The following is a 21,715-nucleotide window of genomic DNA, read 5'->3' on the forward strand; positions in this document are numbered from 1 at the left end:
TGGCTGCCGGGCCTGCCGGTCGGAAGGAGTCTCCTCGGTGAGCACGCTCAACGGTCTGCCCGTGCACATACTTCTGGTTCACATCGTGGTGGTGTTCGTGCCGCTGACGGCGCTCGCGCTAATCGTGTGTGCGCTCAGCCCGGCCGTCGCGCGGCGGTGCGGTCTGCTGCTGCCGGTGCTGGCGTTCGTCACGGCGGCGAGCGTTCCGCTGACCACCAACGCGGGGGAGTGGCTGGAGCACAACGTCGAGCGCAACGACCTGGTGCGCAAGCACGCCGAGCTCGGTGACGGCATGCTGCCGTGGGTGGGCGGGCTGTTCCTGCTGGCGGTGCTGGTCTGGTGGTTCACCCGCGCGGCCAGCACCCGCAGCTTCTCCGGCGCGCTGCGGATCGGCGCCACCGTGCTGTGCGTCGTGGTGGCCGTCGGCGCGGTCGTCGACGTCTACCGGATCGGCGACTCCGGCGCGAAGGCCGCCTGGCAGGACGCCCTCACCTCCAGCAGCGGCCACTGAGCACCGGTTATGACGGGCGTCCGGGCGGGACCAGGCCGCACTGGTAGGCGAGTGCGACGAGCTGGGCGCGGTCGCGGGCGTCCAGCTTGGACATCGCGCGGTGCACGTGGGTGCGGACGGTGAGCGGGCTGACGAAGATCCGCTCGGCGATCTCCTCATTGCTCAGGCCGGTCGCGGCCAGCGCCATCACCTCGCGCTCGCGGGCGGTGAGCACGGCCAGCCGGTCGGCCGCGGGCTCGGCGGCCGGGCCCGGCTGAGCGCGGAAGCGGTCGATCATCGCGCGGGTGGCGGCGGGCGAGAGCAGGGCGTCGCCGGCCGCCACCGTGCGGATCGCGCCGAGGAGTTCGGCGGGCGCCGCGCCCTTGCCGAGGAAGCCGTCGGCGCCCGCGCGCAAGGCCTGGGCGATGTACTCGTCGATCTCGAAGGTGGTCAGGATCAGCACCCGGGTGCCGGACAGCTCCTCGCTGCCGCAGATCTCGGCGGTCGCGGCGAGGCCGTCGCCGCCGGGCATCCGGATGTCCATCAGGACCAGGTCGGGCCGGGTGGCGCGGGTGATCTCGACCGCCTCGCGGCCGTTGGAGGCCTCGCCGACCACCTCCATGTCGTCCTCGGCGTCGATCAGCATCCGGAAGGCGCCGCGCAGCAGGGCCTGGTCGTCGGCGAGCAGGACACGGATGGTCATCGGAGGGAGTCCTTGTCGTCGGGCTCGGCGGAGGCGGGGTCGGTGAAAGCAGGCGTGTCCCGGCTGCCGGTGCGCAGCGGGAGTTCGGCGGTGACCAGGAAGCCGCCGTCGGGCCGGTGGTCCGCGCTGAGCCGGCCGCCCACGGCGACGGCCCGCTCGCGCATGCCGATCAGGCCGAAGCCACCGGGGCCGTCCTGGCGAAGCGCCGGCCGTCCGATGGCCCGGCCGTTGGCGACGGACAGCGCGAGCCGGCTGCCGCTGTAGGCGAGGGTGACTTCGGCGTCGGCGCCGCGTGCGTGCTTGGCGACGTTGGTCAGCGACTCCTGGACGATCCGGAAGGCCGTCAGGTCGACGCCGGGGGAGAGCGGGCGCAGCTCGCCGGTGACGGTGAGCCGGACCGGCAGCCCGGCCTGTTCGAAGGCGTTGATCAGGTCCGGCAGGCGGTCGAGGCCGGGGGTGGGTTCGAGCGGGGCGGGCTCCTCGGCGCGGCGCAGCAGGCCGACGGTGGCGCGCAGTTCCTGGAGGGCCGCGCCGGTGGCGTCGGTGAGGTGGCTGAGCACCTCGCGGGCCCGGTCGGGGTGCCGGTCCATCAGGTGGACGGCGATGCCGGCCTGGGCGTTGGCGAGTGCGATGTGGTGGGCGACGACGTCGTGCAGGTCGCGGGCGATCCGGATCCGCTCGTCGGCGACCCGGCGGCGGGCCTCCTCCTCGCGGGTGCGCTCGGCGCGTTCGGCGCGGCGCTCGATCGCGGCGAGGTGGGCGCGGCGGTTGCGGACCGAGTCGCCGAGCGCGCCCGGCAGCAGCGCCCAGGCGAGGACGCCCAGCCGTTCGCCGATCGGGCCGTGCGGGCCGAAGGCCAGTGCCGTCGCGGTGAGCAGCACGGCCGAGAGGACCGAGGCGCGGAACGCGGTGGTGCGGTCGGTACGGACGGCCAGGAAGTAGAGCGCCGCCAGCAGCGGCCAGCCCAGCGCGACGGTGAGCCGCATGCCCGTCGCGGCGAGCGTCACCGTGCACACCAGGGTGACGGCGACCACCGCCTGCGGGTAGCGGCGGTGGAAGAAGACGGCGACGGTGGAGACTGCGGCGAGCACCAGGGTGAGCAGGCCGGGCATCGTGTAGTGCCCGCCGCTCTGGTCCGCGCTGACGCCCTGGGTCACGATCGCCACCAGGGCGACGCCGCCCGCCGCGTCCAGCAGGCGGGGGTGGTCGCGGCGCAGGCGCTGCCACAGGTCGGTCATCACGGGGCCCTGGTTCTCGAAGCGGTGGGTGTGCGGTGGCGGGGCCGCCCGGGGGGGGGCGGCCCCGCACGTCAACGGTAACGTTCCGGGCCCGAACAACCGTCCGGGCCCGGAGCGCGGTGACGCAGGTCAGACGGTCGCGGGCGTGTGGTCCGCGGCCGGCTCGGCGTCGGCGGCCTGGAGCTTGGCGCCCTCGACGTCGACGTCCGGCAGCGCCTTGTCGAGCTTCTTCGGCAGCCACCAGGCGCGGCGGCCGAGCAGCGCCAGGACAGCCGGGACGAGTGCCATCCGGACCACGAAGGCGTCGAAGGCGACGGCCGCGGCCAGACCCAGGCCCATCATCTTGATCATCGGTTCGTTCATGCCGATGAAGCCGGAGAACACCGCGATCATGATCAGCGCGGCGGCGGTGACCACCCGGGCGTTGTGCCGGAAACCGGTGACGATCGCCTCGGACGGGGTCTCGCCGTGCACGTACGCCTCGCGGATCCGGGTGACCAGGAACACCTCGTAGTCCATGGCCAGGCCGAACACCACGCCGACCATGAAGATCGGCATCATGCTCATCACCGGACCGGTCTGGTCCACGCCGATCAGATCGGCCAGCCAGCCCCACTGGAAGATCGCGACCACGGCGCCGAGCGCGGCGGCCACCGAGAGCAGGAAGCCGAGCGCGGCCTTCAGCGGGACCAGCACCGAGCGGAACACCAGCAGCAGCAGGACGATCGCGAGGCCGACCACCACGGCGAGGTACGGCACCAGCGCGTCGGAGAGCTTCTGCGACACGTCGATGTTCATCGCCGTGGAGCCGGTGACCAGCGCGGTCGCGCCGGTGGCGGACTTGAGGCCGGCCGCGTCGTCGCGGATCGCCTGCACCAGATCCTTGGTCTTCGCGTCGGCCGGACCGGTCGCCGGGATCGCGTTGACCAGGGCGGTGTCACCGGCCGGGTTGAAGATCGGCGGGGTGACCGCGACCACGCCGGGCAGGCCGGAGACCATCTTGGAGACCTGCTCGGCAGCGGCCTTCGGGTCGGGTGCGCCCTTGGCGTCCACCACGACGGTCAGCGGGCCGTTGAAGCCGGGGCCGAAGCCCTGGGACAGCAGGTCGTAGGCGCGGCGCTCGGTGGTCGAGGTCGACTTCGCCTCGTCGCCGGGCAGGCCCAGACGCAGGTCCAGCGCCGGGGCGGCGATCACGCCGAGGCCGATCACGCCGCCGATCAGCACCAGCAGCGGACGGCGCAGCACGAACCGGGCCCAGCGGGCGCCGCCGTTGTCACCGGTCGCCCGGCGGGTGGTGTCCCCGGCGGCCTTGCGCTCCTTGCGTGGCAGCACCTTGCGGCCGACGAAGCCGAGCAGCGCGGGCACCAGGGTCAGCGCCACCAGCACGGCGATGACGACCGTTCCGGCGGCGGCCACGCCCATCTTGGACAGGAACGGGATGCCGACCACGGACAGGCCGGCCAGTGCGATCACCACGGTCAGACCGGCGAACACCACGGCCGAACCCGCCGTACCCACGGCCCGCCCGGCCGCCTCGCGCGGGGCGCGGCCCTGGGCGAGCTCCGCGCGGTAGCGGGAGATGATGAACAGTGCGTAGTCGATGCCGACCGCCAGGCCCAGCATCATCGCCAGCGTGCCGGTGGTGGCGGACAGGCCCAGGGCGCTGCCCAGCGCGGTGATCAGCGCCATGCCGAGGCCGACGCCGACCACGGCCGTCAGCAGCGGCAGCCCCGCCGCGACCAGTGAACCGAAGGTGATCACCAGCACGACGGCGGACAGCGCCATGCCGATCGCCTCGCTGCTGCCGCCCGCCTCGCCATGGCTGGCCAGCGCGGTGCCGCCCATCTCGACCTTCAGCCCCGCGTCCCGGCCGTGCTGCGCGGCCTGCTCCAGGGCGGCGGTGGCCTCCTCGGACAGCTCGCCGGCCTTGGCCGAGTAGGTGACGGTGGCGTACGCGGTGGTGCCGTTCTGGGAGACGGTGTGCGCCTGGAACGGGTCGACCGCGCCGGTGACCTCGGGGGCGTGCGCCAGCTCGCCGACCGTCTTCTGCACGGCCTGCTGGTTCGGCTCCGCGGTGATCTTCTGACCGTCCGGGGCGACGAACACGATCCGGGCCTGGGCGCCGTCCGCGTGGCCGCCGGGGAAGCGCTGGTTCATCAGGTCGAAGGCCTTCTGCGCCTCCGTGCCGGGTATCGAGAAGGCGTCGGCGGGCGCGGCGGGCGCCTTGGCCGCGAGCACTCCGCCGACGGCCAGCACGGCGACCCAGAGCAGGGTCACCAGCTTGCGCCGGTCGAAGGCCCATCGGCCCAGGCGGTACAGGAACGTGGCCACGGGGGAGCGGCCTCCTTCGGGTTCGGTGCACGGTTGCGGAACATGCCGCAGGCGGCCCCGCGCACCGGTTCCGGCGCGGTCCGCCCGCAGCGTGTTCCATCCTTCGTCACCGCCCCCACCTGCGTCGTCGTCCCGGTGCAGGCAGTTGCGTACTGCGTCCGCAGTAGTGCCGGACGGGCCGGCTCATCCTGGGGGGTCAGGGCAGGTACGCCACCTCGGGGAAGCGGGGCGAGGGGCGGTCGAGCAGTGGGGCGGCGTGGTGGCGCAGGTGGAGGTCGAAGAAGGCGAGCGGGTAGGCCTGCTGGATCAGCAGGGCGCGGGCCGGGTCGATGGTGCCGACCATGCGCTGGATCTGGTCGTCGGGCAGGCCGAGCAGGCGGCCGGCCTGCGGGATCAGCGTGATGTTGTCGCCGTACGACAGGTGGATGGCGCCTGCCGCGCGGACTTCCAGGCGCCAGCCGCGCAGGTGGGACCAGAACTCGGCGACGTACTGGTTTGTCGCGCGCGGGAAGTCGGCGGTCATCAGGAGGAACGGGCGGTCCAGGTCGGCGGTGATGCTGGGGTGCCCGAGGCCGGGCTGCATCGGCCCGTCCAGGCCCAGGCCGGCCCGCACCCGGCCGTCGGCCAGCATGGTGCAGGCGGTGGCCGTGGCGCCCTTCGACCAGCCGAACATGCCGATCCGCGAGGTGTCGAGGGCCGCGCCCAGCCCGTCCGGGAGCGGGCGGCGCTCGGCGTCCGGGTTGTGGCCGGCGGCGAGCTGCTCGACGCAGTCCAGGACGAAACGCGCGTCCGCGGCGTAGTCCAGCGCGTACAGCCCGCCCGGGAGGTCCCCGGGGGTGAGCACCCGCCCGTCGGGCAGCTCGCTGAAGCAGTCACCGAGATGGTCGACCGCCACCACCACATAGCCGTGGCTGGCGAGCTCCTGCACCATCACGGTGTGGTCGGCGCGGTGGCTGCGCGCGCCGTGCGAGTAGACGATGACGGGCAGGCGGTGGCCGGTGCGGTGCACGGGAGCGCCGACCCGCCCGGCGGTGAGCGGGACGAGCGCCGGGTCGAGCGGGAAGCCGACGCCTACCAGGAACGCCCGCATCGTGGCGTCGGGCAGCCACGGGGCGAGCGGCAGGCCGTCGGTGGGGCGGGCCGGGTACCAGATGCTCGCCATCAGCTCGCGGTGCGGGTTCATACCCGGCATCGGGTTCGGGCGGGAGGTGTCGATCAGGTGCAGCGGCGTCGTGCCGACCGGGAACGGGCCGGTGGGGGCGGGCAGGGTGAGCCGCTGCGGGGTGCTCTCCGCACGGGCGGGCCGGGCGGCGGCGAGCGGGGCGGCGGCGCCGAGGGCCAGGGCGGTGCCCAGGCCCATGCCGGTGCCCAGCAGGCGGCGGCGGGTCAACTCGGGGCGGGGGAGGGTCATTTCGGCTCCAGGGGTTCGAGGGGAGGAGAGTGTTACTGGTCGCGGCGCGGGACGGTGAACAGCGCGAGCAGGACGGCGATCGCAGCCCAGATCGGGTAGACCGCCCACGCCCCGCCGATCGAGGACGGGTAGCGCTGGCCGGTCATCTCCCCGACCAGGCCCAGCCGGTCCCAGGCGTTGAACGGCTGCATGTGTGCGACCACCGCGCCGAAGTGGGTGTTGTCGCGGACGAACATCGGGACCATGAACAGCAGCGCGAACAGCGCGACCATCGCCGTGACGCTGTGCCGGATCACCGCGCCCAGCGCCAGACCGACCAGCGCGCCCACCGGCGCCAGCAGCGCGGAGGCGAGCAGCAGCCGCAGCGCGCCCGGGTCGCCGATCGACACGCCGCCGTACTTGCCGGCCAGGATCGCCTCGTCCAGCCAGAACGAGACGGACGCCACCAGCAGGCCGAACCCGGTGGCCGTCGCGGCGACCACCAGCAGCTTGGCGGCCAGCACCTCCCTGCGGGCGGGGACGGCGGCGAAGGTGGTGCGCAGCAGGCCGGTGGTCTGCTCGCTGAGGATCGCGATCGCGCCCAGCGCACCCATCATCAGCAGCACCAGCGACGCGCACGGCCGGGTGAACGCGTCGTGCAGGGCGCCGAATTCGGCGTAGTACGCCTGCTGCGGGGCCGGCCAGGAGTCGAACTCGGCGCGGGAGGTGCGTGCGCCGTTGGCGTTCATCGCGACGATGGTCAGCGTGGCGAACAGCAGGAACCAGGGGATCGACCGCAGCGAGCGCAGCTTGATCCACTCGGCGGCCAGCAGGTCGGTGAACCGGGCGGGCGGTGCGGCCCGGTCGATGGTCGGGTGAAAGGTGCTCATGCTCGCGCTCCTGCCGCGTACTCGACGCTGCTGCCGGTCAGTTCCATGAAGGCCTGCTCCAACGAGCCGGTGCGGGGCACCAGTTCGTGGATCAGCAGGCGGTGGTCGAGGGCGGTCCGGGCGATCGAGAGCGCGTCCGGGCCGGTCACCGTCAGTAGCCCGTCCGGTGCCTGCGACACCTGCGCGCCGTCGGCGGTCAGCGCCGTCACCAGCGCCGCCGGGTCGGTCGTGCGGACCTGCACGGTCCGCTGCGAACCGCGGGCCGCGAAGGCCGCCACCGTCTCGTCCGCGAGCAACTCGCCGCGTCCGACCACGATCAGCCGGTCCGCGGTGTGCTCCATCTCCGTCATCAGGTGGCTGCTGACGAACACCGTGCGGCCCTCGGCGGCCAGCCGCCGGAACAGGTTCCGGACGAACAGCACGCCCTCCGGGTCCAGCCCGTTCAGCGGCTCGTCGAAGATCAGCACCGGCGGGTCGCCCAGCAGCGCCCCCGCGATGCCCAGCCGCTGCCGCATGCCCAGCGAGAAGCCGCCGATCCGCCGGTCCGCGGCCGCCGACAGCCCGACCTCGCGCAGCACCTCGTCCACCCGGCCGGCCGGGATCGCGTTGCTACGGGCCAGAAAACGCAGCTGGTCGCGGGCAGTTCGGCCGCCGTGCACGTCCCCGGCGTCGAGCAGCGCGCCCACGTGCCGCAACGCCCGCCGCAGACCGCGGCAGTCGCGGCCGGCCACGGTCGCCGAACCGGAGGTCGGCGCGTGCAGCCCGAGAATCATGCGCAGAGTGGTGCTCTTGCCGGCACCGTTCGGGCCCAGAAACCCGGTGACGTGGCCCGAACGGACCGTGAAGGACAGGTCGTTGACGGCAGTGACACGGCCGTAGCGCTTGGTGAGGCGGGTAACTTCGATCACGGGGAGAACGATGCCGGGCAGCGGTGTTCGCGCACATTCGGCGACGGGGGACAAACGCGCTGACGGACGATCAACTTCGGGATGTCATCCGTGGGGGACTGCGGCGCCCGAACGATGATCGCTACGCTCGGGGCATGAATCTCACCCGGGTGCCGACGAAGTTCCTCTCCCGCGTGGCACCCGGGACTTGGATGGTGCTGCTCTGGTTCGCCGTCACCGCGTACACCGTCTTCGAGCAGATGCACACCCGCGACGGCATCTCCCCTCTCAACCTGCACCTCGGCACCGAATCGGTCGCCGCGCTGGCCGTGCTCGCCGCGGGCCGCCGCCGACTCCGACCGCTGACCGCGCTGTGCCTGCTGCTGTTCGGCACCATCGCGTCGGTGATGGCGATGGCCGTCGCCGACATCCCGCTGCTCCAGTACCTCGTCGTGGACGTGGCCATCTGCTACCTCGCGGCCACCCAGCCCACCCGCACCTCCGTCATCGCCGGGGCGCTCGCGCTCGGCACCCTGCTCGGCTACTCCGGCCTGCGCGCGCTGTTCAGCATGGACGACTACGGCAGCACCACGCTCACCGGCGCGCTCGCCACCGCGATCGCCTGGCTGATCGGACACGCCGTCCACCAGAGCCACAGCCACGCCGAGACGCTGCGCGCGCAGGCCACCGAACAGGCCATCACCTCCGAACGGCTGCGCATCGCCCGCGAGTTGCACGACATGGTGGCGCACAACATCGGCATCGTCGCGATGCAGGCCGGCGCCGCCCGCCGGGTCTTCGACACCCAGCCCGCACGGGCCCGCGCAGCGCTCGGCGAGGTCGAGACCGCGGGCCGCGAGACGCTGGCCGGGCTGCGCCGCCTGCTCGGCGCGCTGCGCGACGCGGAGACTGTTGACGCTGATGAACTGTCCGCCCCCGCACCGGTGTTGGACGATCTGGCGCGGCTGGCCGCGACCACCACCGCGGCCGGCGTTCGGGTGGACCTGCACTGGAGCGGCGCGCGTCGCCCGCTGCCGCCCGAGATCGAACTGTCCGCGTACCGGATCGTGCAGGAGGCCGTCACCAACGTGGTGCGGCATGCGAAGGCGCGGGCCTGTTCGGTTTCCATCGAGTTCCGCGCGGCCGAGGTGGCCGTCAGCGTGATCAACCCCGGGCCCGGCCCTGTTCGGATGTCCGGCAGCGGACGCCGCGGGTACGGACTGGTCGGCATGATGGAGCGGGCCACGCTGCTGCACGGCGAGTTCAGTGCTGGTCCGCAACCCGACGGCGGCTTCCGGGTGGTCGCGAGGCTGCCGGTCCCCGTACCCAGTGACCTTCTCGTCTCCTTGGAGCCCGCCCGATGATCCGCGTCCTGCTCGTCGACGACCAGCCGCTGGTCCGCGCCTCCCTCGACATGATCATTACGGATGCGCCCGACCTCGCGGTCGTCGGCGAGGCCGGAAACGGCGCCGACGCGGTTCGGCTCGCCGCCGAACTGCGGCCCGACATCGTGGTGATGGACATCCGCATGCCCGGCATGGACGGCATCGAAGCCACCCGGATCATCACCGGCGCCGGCGCGGACGCCCCCCAGGTGCTCGTGCTGACCACCTTCGACCAGGACGAGCACGTCTACGGCGCGCTGCAGGCCGGGGCGTCCGGATTCCTCGTCAAGGACATGGAGTTGGACGACATTCTGGCCGCGATACGGGTGGTCGCCGCCGGAAACGCGCTGATCGCCCCGACCGTCACCCGCCGGCTGATCGCCCACTTCGCCCGGCAGACGGCTCCGGTGGCCCCGGCAGCTCCGGTCACCTTCGAGGCCCTGACCACCCGGGAACGCGAGATCCTCACGCTGGTCGGGCTCGGGCGCTCCAACGCGGAGATCGCCGCGGAGCTGCACCTCACTGCTGCGACCGCGAAGACGTACATCTCGCGGCTGCTGACGAAGCTCGACGCGCGGGACCGGGTTCAGTTGGTGATCACGGCGTATGAAGCGGGGTTGGTGGGGCAGCGTTGAAGTTCAAGCGCTGCGCTTCGGCTGGGGGAGGATGCTGAAGCGCGGCGCTTCGGGGAGGGGCTGCTGAGGACTGTCGGCAGCCTGTCGGCGCGATGTCGGCATTTGTCGGCGGGATGCCGGTGCACAGGTACAGGCTTGTGCACATGACCGAGCTTCTCGCATCGTCCGACGACGGCCACCCCATCACCGCTCTCGACACCGGATCCGGGCCGAACCTGCTGGTGGTCCACCCCGGCGGCGCAGATGCGACGTCCTGGGACGGCGTCACCCGCCACCTCACCGACGACTTCCGCGTCGTCAGGATCCGCCGACGGATCTACGTACCCGAAGCAGACATTGCGCTACCTCACTCGACGGCCGTCGAGGCAGCCGACATTGTCGCTGTCGCGAAGCTCCTGGAGTCCCCGGTGCTCCTCGTCGGACACTCCTCGGGCGCCGTCGCCGCGCTGGAAGCCGCACTGCTGGACCCGTCGGCGTTCGCCGGACTCTGGCTCTACGAACCACCCTTGCCCACCAAGGAGTTGATCGCCGGTCCGGCCGGAGCACGGGCCCGTGCCGCGCTCGACAGCGGCGATCCGGCCGAGGCGATGCGGATCCACCTGCGGGACATCGTTCGCATGCCCGCGAACGCGGTGGACGCCATGCTCGCCGACCCGCATGTGCGAGCGGCGCTCACCGCATACGCGACGGCACAGATCGCCGACAGCGAGGCGATCGACGCGCTCGGTGTCGGTATCGATCGCTTCGCGACGCTCGAAACCCCGACGACCTTGATCGAAGGCGACCTCAGCCCCTCCCACCTGCGCGAACGCCTGGCCGACCTGGCGGCAGTCCTGCCGAACGCGCGGATCACGACGCTCACCGGCCACGGACACATCGCCCACCTGACGGCCCCTGACACCTTGGCCGACACCATCCGGGACATGGCGCGGCGGGTTCTCCACGCATGACAGCTGCGCTGACTTCTGACTTCCCGGCAGCCGATCTGACGAGTTGCGGGGAAGGGAGAGGCAGCGCGACGGCAACGTTCGTTCTGGTGCGCGGCCCCGGGCCGGCGTGTTGCTGCCGGGCCCGGGGCCGGGCTTGCCGGGATCAGCACTTGATGTAGTGCCACTCCACGCGGCGAACGTGAGAGCCGGTGGGCGAGGAGATGGAGACGGTGGCGTGGGTTCCCTTGCCGGTTGCCCACCTGCTGTCCCGGACATTTCCGTCCCAGAAAACGGCCCGCACGAAGGGGCAACGGCCGTCCGCCGCCGTGTCGTACACCGTGCCGGAAACGTACGTGTAGTTGTTCTGGAAGCAGCCGTTGGCGTACCCCTCGCTGCCGTTGACGTACCAGTTCTTCTCGCAGGCCGTCATGGTGGGGGAGCCCGCGGCCATGGCGGGGGTCAGGCCGGTCGGGAACGTGAAGGCGGCGACAGCGCCGGCCAGGACGGCGGCCTTCTTGAGGTGGTTGAACACGGGAATCTCCTTTGTTCGTTCGCGTCTTGGTGATCGTCCGGAAAGAGGTCGTGCCCAGGTGGCGGCGTGGCGGGAGGACGTGCGCGGCGGCAAGAACGAGCTGGGTCGTTGCATGTGCCGGCTCGATCGAGAGGCAATGTGATTGCCGCGATCGGCGCTGTTGCCAGTAAAGGTTGGCCGGACACGAACATATCGTCGGACCGGCCGCCGCAGCAGGGCGGAATGCGGCGTGCAAGGGGTAGCTACGAAGCGGGCCGGCAGGCTGGGCCCGGCTGCACTCCTCCCGTGTGTGCCGCGTGCGCCGGTCGCGCCCGGTCGTCGACGCGCGGGCCGTGGGAGCCCTCATCACAGGAGCGGCGCTTCCATTTCTGCGGGGGCGGACCGGCAACCAGGTCGTGCAGCGGGCAGGTGACGGCGGTGTCGTGGCGGGTGGTGGCTGCGACGTGGAAGTCATCAGCCTGTTCCAACTCGCTTTGCCGGGCCGCGCTGCAGCCGTGATCCGCGTTCGGGGCAGGCAGCACGCCCGGTCGATCGACGTCCGGCCCCGCAGACCCGGCTGGGAGCTGTCCGGCCGATCATTGATGGCGTGCTCCGGCTGCTTCCGTCGCCTGGGGCCGTCGCCAGAAGCCGATTGCCAGAGGTCTGCCGTTGCGTGACCATCGCTGGATGGAAACGGATGAGGGTCGAAAGCTGATTCGGGTCGTGCGGACGTGTCCGGCCTGCCCGTCGCAGTGGGATGCCTGGACGGCGGACGGCCAGTACCTGTACTTCCGATACCGGCATGGTGAGGGCAGCGTCGAGTGGCACCCCGGCCCTGACTTCGATGACGGTCCGGAGTCTTGGAACGATGGCCGCTCGGGGCTTCTCGTCGAATGGGACGACGGCAGCGACAGCGGTGAGATCAACCTTGAGGACTTCCTCGCGGCAGCGGGCTTGGTGTTGGCCCCAGGTGCCTTGGTGCGCTGAGGTTGTGGCACGTGGTCAGGTGCGGAGCCGGCTGGCTGGGGCAGTCGCGGTGACGGCGCCGAGGAAGGCGTAACCGTGCTTGTTGCAGTGGGTCGAGACGGCGCGGGAGGTGTTCAGCCTGTTTGCCGGCCTGCTCGATGGTGTTGCGCTTCTGTGTCGCTCCCGATCGAAGCCCGGTGGCCGTCCGCCTCGTGATCCTTTGCGCAGGTGGGCGGCCTGGCTGTCGGTCTTCTCCGGGATCGTGTGTCGGATACCGCTGCGGCGCCTCCACAGGTGCTCGCGGCAGGGGCCGTCGCCGGATGGCGGGGCTTGTCTATCGGATGTTTATCGGTGTGGGTGATCATGGTGCGGGCCGAGCGCACTCGGTCGCAAGAACCGCACCGGTCCCGTTCGCGGGGCCGCAGAAACACGAGCGAGAACCAACATGCGTACCCGTCAACTGTCTGCTGCTGTCGGCCTGGTGGCCGCGTTGGGGCTTACCCTGACCGCTTGCGGAAGCGACGCCGCCAACACTGCCGCGGCCAAGCCCTCCGCCCCGGCCACCACCGTGCCGAGCGGTCAGGCGTCCGCCCCGGCGAGTGCCCCGGCGGGCGCGCCGGAGAGCTCCCCGGCGAGTGCCAAGGCAAGCCCCGAGGGCGGCGGTGGTGGGGGCGGCAGCCGCAAGTGCACGGCGGCGGACCTGAAGGCCGCGATCGCGTTCGGGACCGGTGCGCAGACGCCGGACGGGCCGGGTGCGGAGGAGATCGAGCTGACCAACCAGTCGAAGTCGGTCTGCACGATGAAGGGTTACCCGGGGGTGGACCTGGTCGGCAGCAAGGGCACCTGGAACCTGACGCGCTTCCAGGGCGTCCAGCCCGAGCAGGTCACCCTGCAGCCCGGCGGCAAGGCGTACGTCACCATCAACTACCTGCCGTTCGCGGGCGACGGCGGGGCCGAGTTCAAGGTGCAGAAGATCGTCCTGACGCCGCCGGACGACACCCACCAGCTGACCGTCGAGTGGAGCGGCGCCAGCCCGCAGGACCAGAGCGGCGCCACCCACCCCGGCACCTACGTGCGTCCCGTGATCGCCGCCCGCTGACGCGTCGACACCAGGCAGGCCCCGACTTCCCCGAGTGCGGCGGGAGATCGGGGCCTGATGTCGTTTCCGGCCGGGCGTCGCAGGGGCCGGACGATCATCTGTCGGTGTGGCCGGATACGTTCTTCCCAGCTCAGGAACGGCGGCCGGGAGGGCTCTGACGTGGCATGGCTGACAGCGGGTGACTACGAGGTCACTCTGGAGGCGGACGGAAAGGTCGCGTGCCGGAACGCGGCCGGCCGCCGGTTGAAGACGGTGCCGGCGAAGCTCAAGGACGACCCGGCCGTCGTGCAGCTGCGCCGGCTCGCGGAGTGGCTCGACGCGCACGAGCGGCAGTGCCTGGCGACCGTCGAGCGGTGGATGGTCCGTTCGCTGCCCGTCCCGGCCGCCGTGCTCGGCGCGGTGTGGGCCGACGAGACCTGGCGGTCGGTGCTGCGCGACCTGGTGGTGACGGGCGCCGACGGCTCGGTGGCCGGGTTCCTGCGCGACGCCGACCCGGCGCGCGGCATCGGCGTGGTCGACCTGGACGGCGACACCGTCCGCCTGACCGACGCCGAGATCCGGATCCCGCACCCCGTGCTGCTCGAAGACCTCGACGAGCTGCGGGAGTTCGCCGTCGAGCTGGATGTCGCCCAGCAGCTCCAGCAGCTGCACCGCGAGGTCTGGCAGCGCCCCGCCGACCTCGACCCCACGGACACCCAGGTCGACACCTACGCCGGCGGCCGCTACAAGGAGCTGCGCGAACTGGTCGGCCGCTGCGCCCGGTTGGGCCACCGCGTCCGCGGCGGGTACGCGATCGTGCCGCTGGTCGAGGACGGCCGCACGCTGGAGGCCCGCGTCTGGGTCGGCGACTACTACGAGTACGACGAGTGCGAGACCGGCTCGCTCAGCTGGGTCAACGCCGACGGGCGGCCGGTGCCGTTCGCCGAAGTGGGCCCGGTGGCCTGGTCCGAAGGCATGCGCATGGCCGCCGCGCTGCACGCCGGCCGCACCATCGAAGGGGAGGAGTCGGCATGACGGACAGCACCCGCACCGACGCGCAGTACCACGAAGACCTGCTCGACGCCGGCGCCGTTCTGACGCTCGGCCGGATCGCCGCGGCCGACGGCGTCGACAGCACCGTCGACACGCTGACCGCCCGCAGCTACCGCCACCCCGGGCTGGACGGCCGCACCGTCGTCCGCCTGGTGCCCGCCGCACTCGGCCCGGCCGAGGACCTCGCCGTCGAGTTCCTCGGCCTGATACCGGACGGCGAACCCGTCGAGGTGGGCCAGGTCCGGCAGGAGGCGCTCGGCTTCCCCGCCTGGGCGCTGGTCCACGACCCGGCCAACGGGCACCACGCGCTGGCTGTGGTCAAGGAGATGGAACGCCTCGCCCGCTTCGTCAAGTCCAAGCCCGGCAACGCCAAGGACGGCTTCGACGAACTCGCCGTCCGCCTCGGCCGCGCCGTCCCGCACTTCCTGCCCACCTACTGCGAACAGGTCGGCCGGATCTTCCTCGAACAGGGCAACCAGAACTACGCCGCCACCTACTTCGGCAAGGCCCGCGAAGCCGAACGCACCCACAGCCTGCCCATCGACGAGGAACGGCTGCGCGCCGTCTTCCTGGAGTTCGCACTCGGCGGCGCTCTGACCGTCAAGGCGCTGCGCCAGTACGTGAAGGAACTCGCCGGACGACTCGACGCGCCCACCGCCTGGCAGCGCTTCCGCCAACTGTGCGCGGAACGCTCCGCCGCAGGCATGGCCCCGTACGCGGGCATCGCCGAGGACGCCCGGCAGCTGATCCGGGCCGCCGGGCTCGACCGGCAGGAACAGGAACAGCTGCTGCTCGGCGAGTTGCTGACCTCGCCCGCCGTCGGCCGGGCCCCCGCCGCGGTGTGGAAGTCCTGGCGCGGCGCGCTGATCGAACTGGCCCGCCGGGACGACGCGGTCCGGGCCCGGCTGCTGGAGATCCTGCCGACCCCGGCGGGATCCCAGAACGACGCCGCCGTCGACGCCGACTGGCTGACGCTGCTCCAGGAGTCGGGTGCCGAGGACCTCCTGACAGACCCGGAGGCCACAGGTGCGGAGCCCGCCGCCCGCTGGCTCCAGCGCTGGACCGCCCACCTCGACCGGGGCTGGCGCTCCCGCCCCGCCTGCGGCGCCACCGTCGAACTGGCCGGCCGGATGGCCGAGCGGCTGCGCGCCGAGGCCGTCCCGGTGGAGCTCCTGCCCAAGCACCCGACGGCGCTGAACGTCCTGGATGTGCTGCTCGCGGAGGGGGTGCCGGTCGCCGATCCGTCGGACACTCCGAGCATCTACCTCGGCCCTTGGGTGGAGGACGGCGGCCCCGGACGCCGCGACCTGGCGGCCGTCGCGGCGGACCCGCGCTTCCGCGCCGCGCTGAAGAACGCCGTCCCGGAGGTCTGGGGAAGGCACGGTGGCAGCACGCTCGGCCCGATCGCCGTCCAATACCCGGTGCTGCGCGCCCTGTTCGTCGAATGGGCCGACGAGCGGGCCGACGAACTGCGCTCCGCGACCGGCCTGGCCGGCGCCCTGAGCCTGCTGACCACCCTCGGCCCCGTCCGCTCCGCCCTCATCGACGCCAACCCGGCCGCCGCCGCCCGGATCGCCGGAATCGACGTCGCCGCCCTGCTCGGACACACCCTCCGGGCCGGCATCCTCGACGAACTCGGCTGGCCCGCCCTGGAGGAGGGCCTGCGCCGCCTCTTCGAGGACGAGGACAGCGGCCGCGTCCCCGGCCGGATCAACCGCAGCGACCTGCAGATCGAGGACGCCTGGCCGGCCCTGATCCTGGCCCGCCGCAACAGGGCCGTCGTGGTCGGCCCGGACGGCATCCTGCTGGAGCACGACCTGCGCTGCCCCGCCGACCTGCCCCGCTGGCACAGCCCCCGCCTGCGTTTCGTCGACGGCGAACTGCTGGTCGCCTGGCGGGAGGACGGCGAGGTCCGCGCGTACTGGTCCGGCAGGCCCGACCAGGTGTTCGTGCCGACCGGCGAACCGGTCGACGTCGGCTACTACGGCCCGCACAACATGAGTGAGGCCTCTCTGCCGCTGCCCGGCGGCGGCCGCGCCACCGGCGGCCGGGTTTTGCACGCCGGCGACACCGTGCTGCCCGTCGAACGGCCCGTGTTCAGCGACGGCGTCGGCCACTGGACGTACCGCCGCGGCGCCCTGGTCGAGTACGACCCGCTGACGGGCAGCCACGGCCGGGCATCCGCACCGCCGCTGTTCAGCAAGGGCGGCGACTCGTCCGGCACCCTCCGGCCCGTGCACTCCCGGCTGTTCCCGCTCCAACCCGGTTTGGAACTCAGCCCGCTCGGCACCGACGGCACCCTGCTCGGCGGCTGCCTGCGCACCGGCAACGACCGGGCGACGTTCACCGGCGTCGACGGCCACCGTGTCACCGTGGAGTCGGCCCACCGGTGGCCGGTCGGCCGGATCACCCTGCCCGGCGGCGCAGCCCTCGCCCTGACCGCCGACCAGCGCACCATCCTGCTCGGCCCCGCCGACGGCACCCCCGACCACGTCGCCGAACTCACCGTCTCCCACCCCGGCCAACTGCACGCCGCCGGCACCGCCCTGGTGCCGCCGCTCGACCACTGGCACGCGCTGCGCCCCCGCGACGAGGCCGGCTCACAGCTGCTGCGCGCCGTCACCGACCGGCAGGCCGCCGAACTCCTCGACGCCGCCTGGCCGGTGGACGCCGAGGACGTCGAACCGCCGAGCAGCCCCGAGCTGCTGCTGATCCAGGGCACCGCCCGGCAGGTCGCGGGCAGCAAGGCGCGCCAGGCCGTCCCGGTCGCGGCCGCCGCCCAGGTGCTGCCGGGCCTCACCGACCCGCTGCTGCTCGCGGGCGTCGCCGGACTCGCCCGGCTCGCCACCGACACCGCGACCAGCGCCGCCCGCTTCGCGCCGCTGCCGACGCCCGAGACCGACGAGCAGCCCGCGTCCGCCGAACCCGCCGTGTACCAGCCGGAACACGGCGACGACGGGATGCTGCACGAGACACTCCGGGGCGTCCTCGGCGACGTGGACGGCTTCGGGCGCCGCTGGCGGCACGAGCCCCAGCAGTGGCACGTGCTCGCCAACCTGCGCACCGTCACCGACCTGTTGGCCGCGCCGCCGCAGGACCGGCCCGCCACCTGGACGGCCGACCCGCGCCGCCTCTCCCTGCGGGGCGACCACCACGGCTGGGCCCACCTGCTCGGCCGCACCGCCCCCCTCGCCGTGGCCGCCGCCGTCCCCGGCACCGGGCAGCCCGCCCGGTCCGCGCTGGCCCTGCTGCTGACCGAGCTGACCCGCGGCTGGCTCGCCGACCGCGGGCCGACGCTCCGTCAGCTGACGCTCAGCGAAAAGAACGACACCACGAAGTCCGGGGCGCACAAGGCCCGGGTGGGCCAGGTGCTGCGCTGCGGCGAGCGAACCGTGGTCGTGCTGGAGAGCGAAAGCTACGGGGACCTTCTGCACTGGGACGCGATCGAGCACGACCCGTCCGGGGAGTTCGGCCCCGTCGCCGACTTCACCATCACCGCGGAACGGCGGGTCCACGACGACCTGACGGCCGACTGGATCGCCCGCTTCACCGCACAGCTCGCCCAGCACGGCCCGATCGCCCCCAAGCCGGAGCAGGCCGACGAGTTCGACGCCGCCACCGGCATCGGCCGGGCCCGCGCCACGCTGCTGCTCGCCATGCCCGACGGGCTGTACTGCCGGTGGAGCGACTTCCCCACGGCCGAACAACTCACCCGGTACGAGCTGAAGGCCGCTCAGGCCAACGCCGCCGCCGAGTGGCTGCGCGCCCTCGACCGCCCCGACAGGTTCGCCGTCCTGGCCGCCCTGCTCCCCGCCGACCCGGCGCAGCTGTGGTCCGACGGCCTGGCCACGGACACCGCCGCGGCCCGCTGGATCGAACGGCGCGGACGCCTGCGGACCCTCCCCGAGGAGGACCAGACCGCCGTCACCGGCACGACCATCTCCGCGATCGAGGAAGTCCTCAACCCGGCCACCACCCGCTGGCTCACCCGCACCACCACCCAGCGCCTGCGCCCGACCGACTACGGCGCCGAGCTGGTGCCCGACGATCCCGGCGCGTTCCCCAGCGGCCACAACCTCGGCAGGGCCGTCGACGCGTTCCGCTGGCTGGCCCACCGCCTGCCGTACGGCGCCGAACTGCGCCCGCTGCTGCCCACGGCGCTGGCCGCGCTCCGCGCCCGCCTCACCGACCCGGGCCTGCTGCTCGACCTCGGCCCGTACGCCACCGTCGGCAACCAGATACTCGCGCCCCTGCTGCGCAGCCACTTCGGCCTGCCGGAGCGGAACGGCGACACGTTGGTGGCCTGCGGCGAGGCGCTGGTGCTGGCCCCCGGCCGCCGCGGCGAGACCGTCTACCTGCGGTCCGCCGCGCTCACCGGCCCCGAGGACCCGCTGCTCGAACTGCTCGACGGCCTGGTAGCAGGCCACGACGGCCGGCGCACGCTGACCGCGGTGCGGGCGGTGCTCGGCGACGACCTGGCGCGGCTGACCGCGCACGGCTCCGCCGCCGACGAACCGGCCGGCTACCCGCAGGACCCGCAGCGCAGCGTCCCCGCGCTGGTCGCCAAGGTCTCCGAGGAGTTCGGGCTCGGCGAGGACGCCGCCGCCCTCTACCTGCAACTGCTCGCCCTCCCCGACCCCACCGACCGCAACACGGCCCGCTGGACCGGCTGGAAGCCCGCCCGGCTCAAGCGCGCCCGGGCCGAACTCGCCGCCACCGACCTGGTGTTGGAGGCCAAGCGGTCCCGGGCCGGCCGGGGCCTGTTCCTGCCCGGCGGCTGGCAGGAGGCCAAGTCGCCCGCCCTGCCCGTCGAGGTCTGGAAGGCCGGCCTGTACGCCATCCCGTCCGACCGGGCGATCCTGCCGCACCTCCCCGCACCCGAACTGTTCGCCCGCGCCTGGCAGCGGATCGCCGACGGCGACCGGCCCGGCTACGAACAGCTCACCACCAACACCCGCCGGCGAGGCCGTCGATGAAGACCACTGGGGATTTCGCCATGAGCACTGAGCCCGACCGGCAGGTCGTCCTGCCCGAGGACAAGTACGCCGCCGAACTCGCGTTCCTCGCCGCGTACGACACCGGCCCCCGCCCGCCCGGCTGGCGGCTCACCCCGCGTGTCGTGGTCACCTTCGTGCTCGGCAGTGGCGGCGAGAAGCTCAAGCACGGCCGTCGCAGCATGACGGTCGAAGCGAAGTTCGTCGGCGACCGCGCCCTGGTCGAACGCTGCGTCGTCACCCTGGCCGGCGAACGCGGCCTGCTGCTGGTCGGCGAACCCGGCACCGCCAAGTCGATGCTCTCCGAGCTGCTCGCCGCCGCCGTCTGCGGCACCAGCGCACTCACCGTCCAGGGCACCGCCGGCACCACCGAGGACCAGCTCAAGTACGGCTGGAACTACGCCCTGCTGCTCGCCAAGGGCCCCAGCCGGGAAGCCCTGGTGCCCTCGCCCGTCCTCACCGCCATGACCACCGGCGCGGTCGCCCGCGTCGAAGAGGTCACCCGCTGCCTGCCCGAAGTCCAGGACGCCCTGGTCTCGTTGCTCTCCGAACGCCGGATAGCCGTCCCCGAACTCGCGGGCAGCGCGGACGCCCAGCTGCACGCCGCCCCCGGGTTCACCCTGATCGCCACCGCCAACCTGCGCGACAAGGGCGTCTCCGAGATGTCCGCCGCCCTGAAACGACGCTTCAACTTCGAGACCGTCGGCCCGATCGGCGACCTCGACGCCGAGATCGACCTCGTCCGGCGCCAGTCCACCGCCGCCGTCGCTCGCGCCGGCGCACCCTACGCGGTCGACGACGCCGTCCTCGAAGCCCTGGTCACCGCCTTCCGCGACCTGCGCACCGGCCGCTCCGTCGAAGGCTGGGACGTCGAACGCCCCTCCACCGTCATGAGCACCGCCGAAGCCGTCTCCGTCGCCACCGCACTCGGCGTCACCGCCGCCTACCTCGACGGCGCCGACACCCTCACCCGCCTCCCCGGCCAACTCGTCGGCGTCGTCCGCAAGGACGACCCCGCCGACACCGCCCGCCTCCTCGGCTACTGGGACGGCCCGGTCCGCCGCCGCGCCGAACAGGGCTCCGCGACCTGGCGCACCCTGTGGGACCTGCGCCCGGCACTGGGGGCCTGACGGCAGTGACCACCGATGCCAATGCCTCCCTGGCGGGGATCGCGCGGGCCGGCGAAGACTGCCCTGGGACGTCCGCCGTGGGCGCTGCTGCCGACGCCGTGTCCGAGGCTGCCCCGGCCGGGCCCGCCCATTCCGGCGACGAGCGCCCCGGGCCGTCGGCCACCGACACCGTGCCCAGGGCGTCCCCGGCCGAGGCCCTTGCCCGGCTTGCCGGTTCGGGCGTGGACGGCCCCGGGCCCTACCTGATCGGCGTGCGCCACCACGCCCCGTCGATCGCGGCCGCGGTGCCCGCCCTGCTCGACGCGGCGCGGCCGGACGTGCTGCTCGTCGAACTGCCCGAGGAGTTCCAGCCGTGGCTCGGCCTCCTCGCCGACGAGCACACCGAGGCGCCGGTGGCCCTCGCCGCCGCAACCGCCGACGAGGGTGCCGGACCGGCGTTCTACCCGTTCGCGGACTTCTCCCCGGAACTGGCCGCCCTCCGCTGGGCCGCCCGCCACGGCGTGCCCGCCCTCGCCTGTGACCTGCCGCTCGCCCACCGCGCCGCCGGCGGTGCTGCCGCGGGTTCCGGCGGCGCGGTCGGCCTCGCCGAGGCGCTGCGCCGCCGACTGACCGGCCGCCCCGACGAAGACCTGTGGGACCGCCTGGTCGAAGCCCCCGCCCCCGGCTGCACCCCGGAAGAAATCCGCCGCGCCGCGTTGCTCGTCGGCTGGGCGCTGCGGCAGGACGCCCACACCGTCGACCCGCTCGACCTCCACCGCGAGTCGTGGATGCGCGCCCGCATCCACGCCGCCGGGGCGGACGGCCGCCGGGTGGCCGCGGTCATCGGGGCCTTTCACGCACCGGCGCTGCTCGGCGATGCCGGGGCGGCAAGTGTTCCTGCGGCGACGGACGTTGGCCCGCGGGCAGGGGCTGTGCCGGGGCAGGCAAGTGCCGTTCCGGCCTCGGTGACTGCCCCGTGTTCGTTGGCTGCCTTGCCGGTGGAGGTTGTCCCGGATGCGACGAGCAGCTTGCCTTCGCCAGCTGTCGTGCCGTGGTCGGTTGCTGACGGGCTGGTGGCTGATCCGCCGTCAGCGGCTGCCCCGACGTCGGCGGCGAGCGCTCCTTC

At 73.1% G+C, this 21,715-nt stretch carries 17 protein-coding genes; 10 read left to right on the forward strand and 7 right to left on the reverse strand.

Features of this window, described 5'->3' with window-relative positions:
• Nucleotides 1-37: 37 nt before the first annotated feature.
• A complete protein-coding gene (locus ACGFWJ_RS06135) occupies nt 38-511 on the forward strand; it encodes a DUF2231 domain-containing protein (RefSeq protein WP_387646856.1) in 474 nt (157 codons plus the stop codon).
• A 7-nt stretch (nt 512-518) separates the two neighbouring features.
• On the opposite strand, the gene ACGFWJ_RS06140 is transcribed toward ACGFWJ_RS06135, so the two are convergent.
• From ACGFWJ_RS06140 to ACGFWJ_RS06165, 6 genes are all read right to left on the reverse strand, one after another.
• Entirely contained in the window at nt 519-1,193 is a 675-nt protein-coding gene (locus ACGFWJ_RS06140; RefSeq protein WP_387646854.1) for a response regulator, read from the reverse strand.
• Nucleotides 1,190-2,431: a sensor histidine kinase gene (locus tag ACGFWJ_RS06145; protein WP_387646851.1), complete on the reverse strand. Its 1,242-nt coding sequence runs from the start codon at nt 2,429-2,431 to the stop codon at nt 1,190-1,192. Before ACGFWJ_RS06145 ends, ACGFWJ_RS06140 begins: the two co-directional genes overlap by 4 nt.
• 129 nt (nt 2,432-2,560) lie before the next feature.
• Nucleotides 2,561-4,762 (reverse strand): MMPL family transporter, encoded by a 2,202-nt coding sequence (locus tag ACGFWJ_RS06150; RefSeq protein WP_392945764.1) that lies wholly within the window; start codon nt 4,760-4,762, stop codon nt 2,561-2,563.
• A gap of 196 nt (nt 4,763-4,958) precedes the next feature.
• Nucleotides 4,959-6,173, reverse strand: a complete 1,215-nt coding sequence (locus tag ACGFWJ_RS06155) for an alpha/beta hydrolase family protein (protein WP_392945766.1) — start codon at nt 6,171-6,173, stop codon at nt 4,959-4,961.
• A gap of 32 nt (nt 6,174-6,205) precedes the next feature.
• A complete protein-coding gene (locus tag ACGFWJ_RS06160) occupies nt 6,206-7,042 on the reverse strand; it encodes an ABC transporter permease (protein WP_387646843.1) in 837 nt (278 codons plus the stop codon).
• Nucleotides 7,039-7,950 carry an ABC transporter ATP-binding protein gene (locus ACGFWJ_RS06165; RefSeq protein ID WP_392945769.1) on the reverse strand — a complete coding sequence of 304 codons (912 nt, stop codon included), beginning with the start codon at nt 7,948-7,950 and terminating at the stop codon, nt 7,039-7,041. Before ACGFWJ_RS06165 ends, ACGFWJ_RS06160 begins: the two co-directional genes overlap by 4 nt.
• A gap of 134 nt (nt 7,951-8,084) precedes the next feature.
• Between ACGFWJ_RS06165 and ACGFWJ_RS06170 the strand changes: the two genes are divergently transcribed.
• From ACGFWJ_RS06170 to ACGFWJ_RS06180, 3 genes are all read left to right on the forward strand, one after another.
• The gene (locus ACGFWJ_RS06170; RefSeq protein ID WP_392945771.1) at nt 8,085-9,293 is read left to right on the forward strand and encodes a sensor histidine kinase; all 1,209 of its coding nucleotides are present in this window, start codon (nt 8,085-8,087) and stop codon (nt 9,291-9,293) included.
• The gene (locus ACGFWJ_RS06175; RefSeq protein ID WP_392945773.1) at nt 9,290-9,949 is read left to right on the forward strand and encodes a response regulator; all 660 of its coding nucleotides are present in this window, start codon (nt 9,290-9,292) and stop codon (nt 9,947-9,949) included. Before ACGFWJ_RS06170 ends, ACGFWJ_RS06175 begins: the two co-directional genes overlap by 4 nt.
• Before the next feature lie 143 nt (nt 9,950-10,092).
• Entirely contained in the window at nt 10,093-10,899 is an 807-nt protein-coding gene (locus ACGFWJ_RS06180; protein ID WP_392945775.1) for an alpha/beta fold hydrolase, read from the forward strand.
• A gap of 142 nt (nt 10,900-11,041) precedes the next feature.
• Here the strand turns inward: ACGFWJ_RS06180 and ACGFWJ_RS06185 are convergent, their stop codons facing one another.
• Entirely contained in the window at nt 11,042-11,410 is a 369-nt protein-coding gene (locus ACGFWJ_RS06185) for a hypothetical protein (RefSeq protein WP_387646830.1), read from the reverse strand.
• Nucleotides 11,411-12,076: 666 nt separating this feature from the next.
• Between ACGFWJ_RS06185 and ACGFWJ_RS06190 the strand changes: the two genes are divergently transcribed.
• From ACGFWJ_RS06190 to ACGFWJ_RS06215, 6 genes are all read left to right on the forward strand, one after another.
• Nucleotides 12,077-12,376, forward strand: a complete 300-nt coding sequence (locus tag ACGFWJ_RS06190) for a hypothetical protein (RefSeq protein ID WP_392945777.1) — start codon at nt 12,077-12,079, stop codon at nt 12,374-12,376.
• Nucleotides 12,377-12,800: 424 nt separating this feature from the next.
• The gene (locus ACGFWJ_RS06195; protein WP_392945778.1) at nt 12,801-13,454 is read left to right on the forward strand and encodes a DUF4232 domain-containing protein; all 654 of its coding nucleotides are present in this window, start codon (nt 12,801-12,803) and stop codon (nt 13,452-13,454) included.
• A gap of 159 nt (nt 13,455-13,613) precedes the next feature.
• On the forward strand, nt 13,614-14,468 hold the full coding sequence (locus ACGFWJ_RS06200) for a DUF4132 domain-containing protein (protein WP_392945779.1): 855 nt from the start codon (nt 13,614-13,616) through the stop codon (nt 14,466-14,468).
• Complete coding sequence (locus tag ACGFWJ_RS06205; protein WP_392945781.1) at nt 14,465-19,462, forward strand: hypothetical protein; 4,998 nt, start codon at nt 14,465-14,467, stop codon at nt 19,460-19,462. The genes ACGFWJ_RS06200 and ACGFWJ_RS06205 overlap by 4 nt, the downstream gene beginning before the upstream one ends.
• 20 nt (nt 19,463-19,482) lie before the next feature.
• The gene (locus ACGFWJ_RS06210) at nt 19,483-20,610 is read left to right on the forward strand and encodes an AAA family ATPase (RefSeq protein ID WP_392945783.1); all 1,128 of its coding nucleotides are present in this window, start codon (nt 19,483-19,485) and stop codon (nt 20,608-20,610) included.
• Between the two features lie 77 nt (nt 20,611-20,687).
• Nucleotides 20,688-21,715 (forward strand): DUF5682 family protein (locus tag ACGFWJ_RS06215; protein ID WP_392945785.1); only part of this gene is annotated, 1,028 nt, incomplete at its 3' end.

The sequence above is a fragment of the Kitasatospora sp. NPDC048407 genome, assembly GCF_043200475.1.
Taxonomy (GTDB): domain Bacteria; phylum Actinomycetota; class Actinomycetes; order Streptomycetales; family Streptomycetaceae; genus Kitasatospora.